Consider the following 13,516-nt stretch of genomic DNA (forward strand, 5'->3'; position numbering starts at 1 on the left):
GACGCTGTTTGGCAAGATTTAACCATTTTTAGCCCATTTAGATGACTATCGGGTGAATTGAAGACACGCCCTAGACTAAATTAAAGTTGATAATACCAACGCGCCCATATTTGAGGGCTTTTAGTATTATCGATTTAACATTTTCGCTTTACCCTTGCTCTACCACAGCCAAATCCTTGACCATCAACTGTAAGCTTTGTTTGCCGTTCCATTCGTTGATGTCTAGCTGAAATAATAAATGGACTTGCTTAGCACGATAATCCCAAGCCTCATTATCGAAGTTAAAGCAAATGGCCTCTATCGGATATTGAACGTCTGGATAGCGCAGCGATAACTTAAGATGTTTATCTTTTAAAATCTTAAAGCTCAGAACCTCAAACACGCCATCAAATATTGGCGGTGCAAATCCATGACCCCAAATACTGGCATCGGCTAAATGCTCGGCAAACCATAAACTGAAGTCACTCGCTTGCAAAGGTCCATCGGTGAATTTTTGCTCTGCAAATACCTCATCATCCATTTGAGCCATCACTTCGTTAAAAGCTGTGACAAATGCCTCAAAGTTACGACGCTTGAGGGTCAGACCTGCTGCCATCGCATGTCCACCGAAGTGACTGATTAAGTCAGGATGACGCTCAGCAACTTGTTCAATCGCATCACGAATATGTACGCCAGCGATAGAACGTGCAGAGCCTTTAATGGCACTATCTTCATCTATTTGTTCAGTGTCTGCTGGTGCAAAAACGATACTGGGTAAATAATGGCTTTCTTTTAAGCGACCAGCGACAATGCCAATGACTCCTTGATGCCAGTCATCTTGGTACAGAATAATACTACGAGCACCTGTATTGTTGACCTTAGCAGTAGAGACAGCTTGAGTAGCCACATTCTGAGTAACAAGTGCTTGAGTAATTGTGTCATCGTTACTGCCATTATCATCACTATCACCATTCGTACTATCGTCGTTATTATCTTTATTAACCAGTGCTTGTACGATACTATCAGCTTGCGCACGCATCTCGCCCTCTACATGACGACGCGTACGATTCAGCTGTTCAAGCTCTTGTGCCAAACGTTGTGCGGTGCTCCAGTCTTCAGTTAATAAGCATTCGATACCGATGCGCATATTATCCATACGCCCAGCTGCATTGATACGTGGGCCTAATACAAAACCGAAATCCTGCGCATGAAGCTGCTTAGGATCACGGCCCGCTTGCTCAAGCAATGCCAATATTCCCATACAGCAGCGGCCTTGACGAATAGCTGATAAACCGTGATGTACCAAGATACGGTTGTTTTTATCCAGTACCCCAACATCTGCAATCGTCCCAAGTGCGACTAAATCTAAATATTGGCTCACCTGTACCGTAGACTTGCCAGCTTCGCGGCGTAGCTTTGCTAAGCGTCCGAGCACATAAAACGCGACTCCAACTCCAACCAGTGCTTTACTAGCAAAGTCACAACCTAGCTGATTGGGATTGACTACCGCTTCCGCAGGTGGCGTCTCTTTGGTCGTGAGATGATGGTCTGTGATAATCACCGTAATACCATCAGCTTGGGCGCGTGCCACCCCTTCGTGACTTGAGATACCATTATCAACCGTCACTATCATATCTGGCTGAAAAGTCTCAATACCTAACTCGACAATCTCTGGCGTCAGGCCATAACCGTACTTAAAACGATCTGGTACTAGGAAATCAACGACCGCACCCATCTTTGTGAGCGCGCGCATCATTAAGGCTGTACTGGTGGCACCGTCACAGTCAAAGTCACCAACGATCAAGATGCGCTGACGCTCATCAATGGCCACATCTAATAAGCGCACGGCTTCAGTGACACCGTGCAGGGCCTCAGCAGGCAATAGACCTGACAGGCTAGTCTCCAGCTCATCAGGCGCAGTGATACCTCGCCCTGCATACAGACGGGCAAGCGTGAATGATTGAGCGGCAAATGGTTGCAGCGCGGCGGGCAACTCGTCGATGCGAGTGCTGGTATAACGGGGGGTTAAATTTAGCATGAGCGTATTCTACTGGCTTTAGCAGAGGCTCACAATGACAATTTATACTACCTTTGTATATCATTAGGCATTGTGCAACCTGATGAATAATGCCTGTAAATTAGCAATAATTGATACTGCCATTTTTATAGCTCATGTAAACTGCCTTCGTTTAATCACTTACAAAAAAGGTGCACAGTATGAGTAATTTCATTCATTTTGCTACAAAGCAATGATTGTAAGCCACGCATAAATCCATAAAATAGTAAGCAACTGAAGAATTTGTTGTTCATTGAACTTTTTATCATTTATATTTTAATTATTTATAAGGACACTTTATGAAAACCACGCCACTTGCTGAAAAACTTCCAAATACGATCGACCCTAACCTAGACCTTGAGAAGGTTAAAAAAGAATGTCAGGGAATGGTAAAAAGACGCGCTAGAGTTTCTGCTGGTGTAGCAGTTGTGCCAGTACCATTTTTTGATGTGGCAGTTGACGCGGGGATGTTGACGCAGTTGATTCCAGAGATTAGTGAGCGTTTTGGTCTCATTGAAGACCGTCAATCAGCCATTAACTTGGAATCTCGCGAAGTGCATTGGAGCGCAGTAAAAGATCGTACTGTAGATTTCGCTGGACTCATGGCAACACGCGGTATCGTTAAGAAAACCATTCAAGGTTTCGGTGGTCGTATCGCTGCCAAACAAGTGACTAAGTTTATCCCACTTGGCGGTCAATTGGTTGCTGCGACTATGGGCTATACGATTTTTAAGAAAATCGCTAATGACCATATCAACGAATGCTATAAATTGGCGAAAGATATTCAGCAAAAAGAACACGGCAAAAACGTATAAATAAGCCGAATAGCTTAGTCTATATCAAGCCAGTTAAGTGATTACTTAGCTGGCTTTTTTGTGGTTAATACATATAGGTTATAGAGTTCTAAAATAAAATGCGCCTGTGGTTAATGATGTCATTGCTAGGTTTTACTGATAAAATACAGCTTTATTTATGACAGACACCTTAAAGGACTAACTTATGAAAAAAATCTTGGCTTCAACGATGATGCTAGCGACTTTTGCCTTGGCGGGATGTACCTCAACAGGTACTACAAACAACGGTACAGGTACAGCAATCGGTACCGCAAACGAGATCGGCATGAATGTTTTTAGAGCTGCGATCGACAACCAATGCCGTAGCCAAATTGAAAAACAAAACGCATGGCGTGTTGCAAGCGTCGCCATGACAGAAGCACAGCAAGAATCTGTTAAAACCAATGTTTGTGGCTGTGTGAGTGAGCAAGCGCCACAGCAAGTGACGATTGTTGAGCTGGGCAATGCCGCGATTGACTCTCAGTACCGTACTCAGTTAGTCGCACAAGTCGTCGCCAAATCTCTACAGAGCTGCTATACAAGCTTTGTTCAATAGAACAATTAAGTTATTTATTAGAATAAAAAATAATAAAGAGGGTGCGTTATACATAATGCACCCTTTTTATTGCTAATAGATTAGTTCAATTAATTAGCCTAAAATTTATTTGTGTCAGATGCTTGAGACGTTATAGAGGCCGTAAAAGGTAATGATTGGCTACGACGGAAATACTTCGAGGTGCTATCAATAATTTTATCTACTTCCTTAATTAAATCATTAATCACGTCATCATAAATACCATGATATAGCTCTTTTTCAAATGCTGTAAATGGGTGCTTGCGCGACGCTGAACCCACTTCAGTGACACCGTCTTTACTATAAAAAATATCTACGCGACCATCACTATTCAACACACAATTTAATAGTCCGCCTTCAATTTCCATCTCTACGCGTTCTGGCATAAAAATATAGTCATCTACATTGATAAGCTTTTTCTCTACTTCTCGTTTAAAAAATGATTTGATATCAAACATAGGTACATCCCTAACTTTATAATTATAAGATACGTGAGCATGCCGAGCACTGTGACTGTTACCCAGTATTCATCTGTGTGATTAACGGGTCATGCTTTACTCAGTTATCCTATAAGATAGCGTTAGATTATTTAAGGTGCGATATGTAAAACTGCGTTTGATGTTGGTAAAAATGTGCGATTGATTTTGGATGTGACATAGACCCAATAAAATAGAACTAGAAAAATAGACTCAACAAAAAAGGAAGCTACCAACAAGCAACTTCCTTTTTTATTATTGAACTGCATTAACTAATTTAGCTAGACCCAGCCCTTCTCACGAAATGATTTGAGTACCTCTACAAATACTGCCATCTCATCAGGTCTGCCAAGTGTTAAGCGATTAAAGCCACTGATTGGCGCAAACTCACGCCCGACAGCAATACCATGCTCACGCATTCTGTCGATATAGGTTTGCACATCGCCTTGTATCTCATGAAATATAAAGCTTGCCTGCGATGGCAAGTAGCGTAAGCCAAGCTCATCTAATGTTTGCTCAACCAGTTGACGCGATTGATTGGCCATACACAAGCTCAATACTAGAAACGCTTCATCATCGAGAGTCGCTAATGCAGCCACGGCACCTGCCAAGTTGGTATTATCAATTGAGATGAAAGCCTCTAGTTTGCCTATCGTTTGCGGGCTAGCAACTGCATAGCCGACACGCATGCCAGCGAGTGCACATAGTTTTGAGAAAGTACGCACTACAACGATATTTTCTGAGTACTCCTCTCGTATCCATGCGACACCACTCTCAAAACTTGGATCAGTCACATATTCCGAATAAGCTTCATCTAATAAAAAGTAATGGTTACTTGTTGCATTTCCTACCCATTCTTTGAGATTTACTGTGTCAGTAATAGTCGACGTTGGGTTGTTTGGATTGCACAGATAAAACAAGCTAATACCGTCAAAGTCATCAGCCACTTTTTGCATACCTTGCAAGTCAAAGGCGTAATTTTCAGTCGTCAGTGGTACTTTGACCACAGGTACATCGATAGATGTCGCATATAACTCAGCATAGGCAAAGGTTGGATGCGGCACGATAACTTGGAATTTTTTACCTGCTACTAATGCTTGATTTTGTAGCATTTGGACGACAGTACGGATGTTTTCACTAGAGCCACTGCCCAGTGAGATTTGACTCTCTATCACACCGTTTATCTCAGCGACTTTAGTAATCAGCGCCGCACGTTGGTCATCAGGATAACGAAAGCCAATGTCTAGAGAGTCGATAATAGCTTGTTTGGCAGCATCTGACATGCCGAGTGAGTTTTCGTTAGAGTTTAATTCTATTAAGTTGTTGGTAAGCACAGTGAATAATACGCCTAGATTATGTCCATTCCAAAAATTTAGTCTGTGTTGACGTTGACAGTGTGATCTATGAGAACAACAAGCCTAGCCCAAATAGAGCATCACACGTGCTCGGCTTATTAGCTTACGACTTAAATTTTTGAAATGTTATATGGATGGTGAGGTTTATGCGGATATGGTAAGTGGCAATGCGCTGTATTACAAGCCTTCTACACATTCCGATATTGAATAAACCACAAAAAAGTGAGGTACTCAAAAAGCACCTCACCTTCGCTATTGTTTAGCCTCTTTTTAGCCTCAGCATTTAACCCAAGCGATCAGATTAAATGTGCTTTTAACTCTAGCACTTTATCACGCGTTTTTGCTGCTTCTTCAAACTTCAAATCACGAGACATTTGCTGCATTTGCTTCTCTAATCGTTTGATTTCTTTGGCAAGCAAATCAGGACTACGCAAGATATTGATATCCACATCTGGCAAGTTACTCTTAACTGGGATAGCTTGATTGTCATTGGCATCCAAGCTTTCACCAGTATCAATCTTGTCCGTGATACTACGACGAGCCCCTTTTGGCGTGATGTTATGCTCAAGGTTAAAGGCAATCTGCTTATCACGGCGGCGATCCGTCTCGTCTATCGCCTTTTGCATACTTGGCGTAATGCGATCAGCATAGAGAATGGCTTTACCATTCAAGTGACGCGCTGCACGACCAATGGTCTGAATAAGCGAACGCTCTGAACGCAAGAAGCCTTCTTTATCAGCATCAAATATCGCTACCAGTGATACCTCAGGCATATCCAAGCCTTCACGTAATAAGTTGATACCGACCAGCACATCATGCACGCCAGTACGGAGCTCATGGATAATCTGCATACGCTCGACAGTATCGATGTCCGAATGTAGATAGGCAACCTTTACATCATACTCTTTGAGGTAACTGGTCAAATCTTCTGACATACGCTTGGTCAATGTAGTAATCAGTACACGCTCGTCCTTTTCACGGCGTTTGGTAATCTCTGATAGCACATCATCAACTTGCGTCAAGACAGGACGTATCTCAATCTCAGGATCAATTAGTCCTGTAGGACGAACGACCTGCTCAACGACTTGCTCGCTGTGTTCAAGCTCATATAGGGCTGGCGTGGCACTCACATAAATGGTTTTGGGCTTGATACGTTCCCACTCTTCAAACTTCATCGGGCGGTTATTCATCGCACTGGGTAATCTAAAACCATAATTGACCAAGTTTTCTTTACGTGATCTATCGCCTTTATACATCGCGCCAATCTGCGAAACCGTCACATGTGATTCATCAAGGAACAGTAAGGCATCTTCTGGAATATAATCAAATAACGTTGGCGGCGCTTCCCCTGATGGACGGCCAGAGAGATGCTGTGAGTAGTTTTCGATACCGTTACAGTAACCAAGCTGCTGAATCATCTCCAAGTCATACTGAGTACGCTCTTTGAGACGTTGTGCTTCAATCAACTTATTGTTGTCACGGAAGTATTCTAAACGCGGCTCTAACTCAGCACGAATCGTATGGCTGGCAGCTTCTAACTTATTACGCGGCGTCACATAGTGCGACTTTGGATAAATGGTAATACGTGGCACGCTGCGTACCGTCTTACCCGTTAAGGGATCAAACCACGTAATCTTCTCGACTTCGTTATCGAATAAATGCACACGTACGGCTAGCTGCTCAGACTCAGCAGGATAGATATCTAACAGCTCTCCACGCAAGCGATAGGTACCACGGCCAAAATCCAGCTCATTACGCGTGTATTGCATCTCAACCAAACGCTTGATGGTTGCTGTACGATCAATGTTATCGCCCACAACGACATGCAAGAGCATTTTAAGATAGCTCTCTGGATCACCCAAACCATAGATACAAGATACCGAAGCGACAATAATCGCATCACGGCGCTCTAACAAGGCACGCGTGGCTGACAGGCGCATCTGATCAATATGATCGTTAATGGCGCTGTCTTTTTCGATAAAGGTATCACTAGCAGCGACATACGCTTCTGGCTGATAATAATCATAATAGCTGACAAAATATTCGACCGCATTATTAGGGAAGAACGATTTGAACTCACCATATAGTTGAGCGGCTAGCGTTTTGTTGTGCGCCATAATAATGGTCGGACGCTGAGTTTCAGCGATGACCTTCGCCATGGTATAGGTCTTACCAGAACCAGTCACACCTAGTAGCAACTGCTCGTCCATGTCCGAATTGATGCCGTTGACTAGCTTTTTGATGGCTTGCGGCTGGTCGCCTGCTGGCTCAAAGTCAGTAACCATCTCAAAGGCACGGCTTGATATTTGCGTCCCTGACGCATTAACACCACTAATTTCAGCTTCGCCTTGGAGCTGAGTGGCCAATTGATTTAACTGACGCGATGAGCGCGGTTCAGGCATTCGCATAATGGCTTTCTTCTTCTTAAGGTTTATAACAATATGGGGTCTGAGCAGCGGTTTTTAAAGGAGAATAAGGAGTCTTATCCTATAGTCGAAACGCTGTCTCGCTGCCCAAAATATAAGTATATAAAGGTAAGATTTATTAAAAGTTAAGGCCTAATATTAGCGGATAAAACTTACATCGTTATAAAAAATGCACACAGTATTCGATAAATTTACAAAGCTTTTCACGGTTAACAAACTCGTTACACGACCACTCAACAAAGCCTAACACTCAAGGGTTCCAACACTGAGTTAAGCTGCTATTATCGTTCTTGAGTTAACAAGTTGATGACTTTCAAGTATTAATGATCAGTATTAGTGAATGGATAGCTTTATAGCAATTCCTATGATTAGTTTTGAATTGATTGTCATCGAATAGAAGACCAATAAAAATACATTGAACTTTCATTCAATATAATAATTTTAAATAAATGACGGAGTAAAATATGAGAGAACGTTACGCAAGTGGTATTTCAGACGAAACTGCGAAAAAAATGATTGATTTGCTAAACGCTAACCTAGCAAACGTTATCGATTTAACCTTAGATGGTAAACAGTGCCATTGGAATCTACAAGGTACTGGCTTTATCGGTGTGCATCAATTACTAGATGAGACGTCAGATCGTATCCTTGAAGTATCAGATACTATCGCAGAGCGTATTGTAATCCTAGGTGGCCAACCAAACGGTTTAGCAAGTCGAGTAGTAAAAGAGTCTATCCTAGATGACTACCCAACCGACATCACTGAGGTAGATCAGCATGTTCGTGAGCTAACAAGCCGCTACAAGAAAGTAGCCGAGACATTGCGTGAAGCGATTGCTACTGCTGGCGATGCAGGTGATGAAGACACCGCTGACTTATTCACAGAAGCTAGTCGCATTGTCGATAAAGATGCATGGTTCATCGGCGCAAACGCACCAAAGAACTAATAGTATTTAATTCGACTAGTCACTAAGTACTAGAGTTATAAAGTTATAAAAAAAGCCGTCATGATTGACGGCTTTTTTGTGTTTAGCGTTTTGTTAATTTAAAAAGAATACTTAAAAGCATTCAATATGATTCCTCTACCACCTACTTAATCTATTAAACCTTTATATCAAATATTCTCTAAACTTAGGAGCTCAGCGTTAGGTTCAGACAGTGTCAAGATAGCCTCTTGAAAGACTGGATTACCTCTGAATAAATTTTCAATCTCTTCAAACTTCTGTGCGATATGCTCTTCTTTTTGATTGCCTGCGATATCTACTGCCGCCACCATAAATATCTTCTTTGGACCGACCCACTCTAGGTGCAGATAGGACACACTATCGATATCTGGATGATTTAGCAGCTCGCTTAAAACATATTCATGCATACGGTCAGTGACTCTATGCCCGACTAAGAAATCTCGGTTGCGACTGATCAAGAATATGGCGACGACGCCCAGTAGTAGACCGACGATGATAGACCCTAACGCATCCCAATACGGTTCGCCCGTATAAGCATGCATACCCATAGCAGCAGCGGCAATCACCAAACCGATGACCGCTGCTAAATCTTCAAAGAATACACCGCGCAACGTTGGGTTAGACGTATCTACAACATAGCCAAGTGCACTGATATCGAGCGCTTCACCATGCTTTTTGCTTTGTCTGTAAGCCTGAATCAATGAGATTCCTTCGAGCACAAATGCCACTGCCAATACGATAAAGCCAATCGTATAGTTAGCTTCAGACTCAGTAGCGTTCCATTCTTTGATACCGGTATAGATAGAGACAATCGAACCTGCCGTAAATACACCAAAAGCCGCAATCATCGACCAAACATAAGACTCTTTGCCGTAGCCTAACGGATGGCTTTTATCAGCAGGTTTGATGGATTTTTTTTCTGCGACGATGAGCAATGTGCCATTGCCAGCATCTGCCCATGAGTGAGCTGCTTCCGCAATCATAGAGGCTGAGCCTGTCATAAAGGCGGCAACAGTTTTTGCGATAGCGATAACCAGATTGGCCCCGACCGCAATCAACACAGTGATCAGTGAGCCTGAATGCTCATCATTGGTTTCAGGGCTTTGATTAAGGGTATGTTTTAGTTCAGGGTCATTTGAAATTTTAGGATTACCCGCCCCACGCGCGCGAGGTGTTTGCGCTTTAGGAGAGGCTGGTAAATGGCGCTGGGGATTAGCAATAGATGGCTTTAGACTCATGCTAGACTCACTGAGATAACGTATTGATAGTAGAATTTTGCCATAGATGAATGGCTTGAAATCTATATCAGCTTAAAATAAGCGCTCTACAATAACAGTGTCTTTTTAGTGAGTCGTTGTATGAATTATTAATTTAATAAAACTAGATAACTTTATACAATTTTAGATAGCTTTGAATAACTTGGGCTACTTTTCCACCTCGGCATTTTCTTCGTGTTCGCTAAACTGCTTGTTAATTTCTTCGAAGTCGCAACTAGGACGATGCGAGCTTTCCATACGCAGCTTTTTTCGTTCTTTAGCCGCATCGGCACGGCACTGCTGCATCTTGTTTTTGATATCGAGTGGCGGTGCGGAGGTTGGTTTACCATTGTCATCGATAGCCACCATCGTAAAGTAACAGCTATTGGTATGACGGACGGTACGACCACGCACATCTTCTGCTTCGACGCGGATACCTACTTCCATTGAGGTGTTACCAACATAATTGACACTGGCTGCAAAAGTAACCAACTCGCCCACATATATCGGCTCACGGAACATCACCTGATCGACAGACAGTGTCACCACATAGTTACCACTATAGCGACTGGCACAGGCATAAGCGACCTGATCAAGCATCTTCAGCAAATCTCCACCATGCACGTTGCCAATGAAATTCGCCATATCGGGCGTCATAAGTACTGACATATATAGTTCATGGTTTAATGGGGCTTTTTTGGCAGTGGAGCTGGTATTATATTGCGGCATAATATTCCTTAATGGTTTGACACTTATTTATTATGTCTACCATTTATACAGCAGGTCGCCGTCTAGCACAAACAGACCTCTGTCATTAGACAGTCTAAATTGTGTAAATTGGAGCTATTTAAACAGCGTTATATAGGCCAAGATATAAGCATTAGCTTAACCAGTGAAAGCGATACGCAAGCCACGCTACTATGGCGCTAACCGAACCGGTCAAAATACCACCCCATACAAAGTCAACCAACGCTGTATCTAGCGTAAAGCCCTTATACAGTGCCAAATTGGTAAAGTCGTATGTTCCATAAGCCATCAAGCCAATTAACCCGCCGAGTAAGAAGATATGACCAACGGATGCGCCAGCTTTGATTTGCGGATATAGAACCAAAATACAAAGCGCTAATATATAAAACATATAAAACACGCCAGCCGCCATCATGTTCGGCTCATCAGCCAATAGATGCCCGATACGCGACTCATAAAAGGCGCCTTTCATGGTCGTTAGCCAGACAGCATCGATACCCAAAAAGATAACCACAGCGGCGAGATAAATAAAAACGTAACCCATGATATTACCTCTTATAAAATGAATAGAAACGGATAAAAGTTATAATGTCAGTCTTGGTTGAACGAAATCTAAAAATGCCAGAATACGTGAAGATACGGCACTGTTTTTGTAATATACCGCCTGTATGGCTTCACGGTTGTTTGGTCTGACTATCGCCTCAGGCAACACCTCAACCAATCGTCCAGATTCTAAATCTTCACCAATCATAAAGTGTGACAATAAAGCAATACCTTGATGATTCAAACATAGCTGACGTAAGGTCTCGCCGCTACTGGCTGTCATGTGAAAATTGAGCTTCACTGGTGTTCTTAACGGCCAACTGTTTAGCTTTGACGCATAGTTAAAGCCAATTAATTTATGAGTGCTTAAATCATCAACATTCAAATTATCAATATGAGTCACTTCATTATGCTGGTGTAAGTATTCAGGACTGGCTACTAGCCGCAGCTTACTTTTACCTAATAGACGTGCATGCAAATTTGAGTCTTTTAAGTCGCCAATTCTGATAGCTAGATCCGTCTTATGCTCAAGCAAATCAATAATATTGTCATGCGAGGTAAGGTCGAGAGTGATATGTGGATACTGCGCCACAAAATCACCAACCAAAGGCGTCAGTTGATGAAAGACAAACGGGCTCGCGGCGTCAATCCGTAAATGCCCACTCGGCGCTTGTTTTAACAGCTTAATCGCTTCTTCACCGGTATATAACGTATTTAAACTCTCACGCGCATATCTTATAAAGACATGCCCTTCCTCCGTCAGCTCCAAGCGCCGTGTCGTTCTATTTAGCAGCGTGCATTGCAGCGTGTCTTCGAGTCTGGACACCGCACGAGATACTTTGGCAACCTGCTGATTCAGTAAGTTGGCAGCGCCAGTAAAGCTACCCGTGTCTACTACCGTCAAAAATATCTCTATGTCTTCTGTTTTAGCATGTCCCATCATCATGATTACCTTTACAAAATCGACAAAGGTATTTTGTCATTTGTGCTGTTTTTTGCAAACTATAAATCCGTCAAACTACGCGCATCATTTAATTATTAGGATGTCGTTATGCCACTCGCTTTATGGGCGCTTACTCTAAGCGCATTTGCAATTGGGACAACCGAATTTGTCATCGTTGGTCTGGTACCAACTATTGCCGCAGATCTAGGCGTGAGCTTACCTTCAGCAGGGTTACTCGTTAGCCTATATGCTGTCGGTGTTGCCATCGGTGCCCCTATACTTACCGCACTCACTGGCCGCTGGAACCGTAAAATCGTACTGATGAGCTTAATGGGTCTGTTTGTCGTCGGTAACTTGCTGGCTTGGCAAGCACCCAGTTATGAAACCTTAATACTTGCCCGTATCTTGACCGGTCTGGCACATGGTGTGTTTTTCTCTATTGGTTCCATGATTGCTACTAGCCTTGTTAGTAAAGAGAAAGAAGCCAGCGCAATTGCCATTATGTTTACTGGGCTTACTGTAGCGCTCGTCACTGGCGTACCTTTAGGTACATGGATTGGACAGCATTTCGGTTGGCGCGCTACGTTTTTGGTCGTCTCAGTACTGGGTTTAATTGCTTTAATTGGTAGCGCAATATTAGTACCAAAAAACCTAAAAAAATCTATCCCTGCAACGTTCAAAGAGCAATTACAAGTCATTGTAAAACCACAGTTACTGCTGGTTTATCTCATGACGATCCTTGGTTATGGCGGTACGTTTACGGCATTTACCTACCTAGCACCTATCTTAGAGCAGCAGACCAAATTTGCGCCATCAGCCATCGGTCTCATCATGCTCGTATATGGCGTGTCCGTTGCTATCGGTAATATCTGGGGCGGAAAACTTGCAGATAAACGCGGCCCTATTAGTGCGCTTAGCATTATATTCAGCGCCTTAAGTGTCATTCTTTTACTGTTCACCTTTACTATGCAGTCCAAGATTGCCGCAGTGCTGACTATTTTGGTATGGGGTGCTTTTGCCTTTGGTAATGTACCAGGTCTACAAATCTATGTGGTTAAGCAAGCTGAAAAATATACGCCAAATGCCGTCGATGTCGCTTCTGGATTGAATATTGCTGCATTTAATATCGGTATTGCACTGGGCTCAATCATCGGTGGTAGCGTGGTTGAAAATATGTCATTGCAAGACACAGCTTGGATCGGCGCTGTTATCTCTTTAATGGCACTAGCGGTCACACGCTATTCAGGTCTACGTGATAAGCGTGCCCTGCAAGCATCGTAGAACCTTTCGATGTACAACCTCTCAACATATGGGTCCCAAACTGTTTGTGCAGTATGAGACCCTATGAATGTCATGAACAAAC

12 protein-coding genes are annotated in these 13,516 nt (G+C 42.9%); 4 read left to right on the plus strand and 8 right to left on the minus strand.

The window, feature by feature from the left end; all coding sequences use genetic code 11:
• Positions 1 to 148: 148 nt before the first annotated feature.
• Entirely contained in the window at positions 149 to 2,017 is a 1,869-nt protein-coding gene (locus ACQKCG_RS00405) for a single-stranded-DNA-specific exonuclease RecJ (RefSeq protein WP_101206416.1), read from the minus strand.
• A 317-nt stretch (positions 2,018 to 2,334) separates the two neighbouring features.
• On the opposite strand from ACQKCG_RS00405, the gene ACQKCG_RS00410 reads away from it, so the two are divergent.
• Together ACQKCG_RS00410 and ACQKCG_RS00415 are read left to right on the plus strand one after the other, a co-directional pair.
• A complete protein-coding gene (locus ACQKCG_RS00410; protein WP_101206415.1) occupies positions 2,335 to 2,850 on the plus strand; it encodes a hypothetical protein in 516 nt (171 codons plus the stop codon).
• Positions 2,851 to 3,034: 184 nt separating this feature from the next.
• Positions 3,035 to 3,424, plus strand: a complete 390-nt coding sequence (locus ACQKCG_RS00415; RefSeq protein ID WP_101206414.1) for a hypothetical protein — start codon at positions 3,035 to 3,037, stop codon at positions 3,422 to 3,424.
• 98 nt (positions 3,425 to 3,522) lie between these two features.
• Here ACQKCG_RS00415 and ACQKCG_RS00420 read toward each other — a convergent pair whose 3' ends face one another.
• The 3 genes from ACQKCG_RS00420 to uvrB all read right to left on the minus strand — a co-directional run bounded on the left by ACQKCG_RS00420 (position 3,523) and on the right by uvrB (position 7,681).
• Positions 3,523 to 3,900, minus strand: a complete 378-nt coding sequence (locus ACQKCG_RS00420; RefSeq protein ID WP_101206413.1) for a hypothetical protein — start codon at positions 3,898 to 3,900, stop codon at positions 3,523 to 3,525.
• A 299-nt stretch (positions 3,901 to 4,199) separates the two neighbouring features.
• Complete coding sequence (locus ACQKCG_RS00425; protein ID WP_227522990.1) at positions 4,200 to 5,252, minus strand: pyridoxal phosphate-dependent aminotransferase; 1,053 nt, start codon at positions 5,250 to 5,252, stop codon at positions 4,200 to 4,202.
• A 317-nt stretch (positions 5,253 to 5,569) separates the two neighbouring features.
• Complete coding sequence (gene uvrB, locus ACQKCG_RS00430; protein ID WP_101206411.1) at positions 5,570 to 7,681, minus strand: excinuclease ABC subunit UvrB; 2,112 nt, start codon at positions 7,679 to 7,681, stop codon at positions 5,570 to 5,572.
• 482 nt (positions 7,682 to 8,163) lie between these two features.
• Here uvrB and dps point away from each other — a divergent pair, with 482 nt between their 5' ends.
• On the plus strand, positions 8,164 to 8,646 hold the full coding sequence (gene dps, locus ACQKCG_RS00435; protein ID WP_101206410.1) for a DNA starvation/stationary phase protection protein Dps: 483 nt from the start codon (positions 8,164 to 8,166) through the stop codon (positions 8,644 to 8,646).
• Between the two features lie 167 nt (positions 8,647 to 8,813).
• Here the strand turns inward: dps and ACQKCG_RS00440 are convergent, their stop codons facing one another.
• The 4 genes from ACQKCG_RS00440 to ACQKCG_RS00455 all read right to left on the minus strand — a co-directional run bounded on the left by ACQKCG_RS00440 (position 8,814) and on the right by ACQKCG_RS00455 (position 12,156).
• Complete coding sequence (locus tag ACQKCG_RS00440) at positions 8,814 to 9,902, minus strand: cation diffusion facilitator family transporter (RefSeq protein WP_101206409.1); 1,089 nt, start codon at positions 9,900 to 9,902, stop codon at positions 8,814 to 8,816.
• Positions 9,903 to 10,088: 186 nt separating this feature from the next.
• Positions 10,089 to 10,649, minus strand: coding sequence for an acyl-CoA thioesterase (locus tag ACQKCG_RS00445; protein ID WP_101206408.1), 561 nt, complete (start codon positions 10,647 to 10,649; stop codon positions 10,089 to 10,091).
• A gap of 151 nt (positions 10,650 to 10,800) precedes the next feature.
• Positions 10,801 to 11,211: a DUF2177 family protein gene (locus ACQKCG_RS00450; protein WP_101206407.1), complete on the minus strand. Its 411-nt coding sequence runs from the start codon at positions 11,209 to 11,211 to the stop codon at positions 10,801 to 10,803.
• Positions 11,212 to 11,250: 39 nt separating this feature from the next.
• Positions 11,251 to 12,156 carry a LysR family transcriptional regulator gene (locus tag ACQKCG_RS00455; protein ID WP_228706732.1) on the minus strand — a complete coding sequence of 302 codons (906 nt, stop codon included), beginning with the start codon at positions 12,154 to 12,156 and terminating at the stop codon, positions 11,251 to 11,253.
• 105 nt (positions 12,157 to 12,261) lie between these two features.
• Between ACQKCG_RS00455 and ACQKCG_RS00460 the strand changes: the two genes are divergently transcribed.
• Positions 12,262 to 13,434, plus strand: a complete 1,173-nt coding sequence (locus ACQKCG_RS00460) for an MFS transporter (protein ID WP_101206405.1) — start codon at positions 12,262 to 12,264, stop codon at positions 13,432 to 13,434.
• Positions 13,435 to 13,516: the final 82 nt, after the last annotated feature.

Origin of the sequence: Psychrobacter sp. NPDC078929 (assembly GCF_050267985.1) — a bacterium.
Lineage (GTDB): Bacteria > Pseudomonadota > Gammaproteobacteria > Pseudomonadales > Moraxellaceae > Psychrobacter.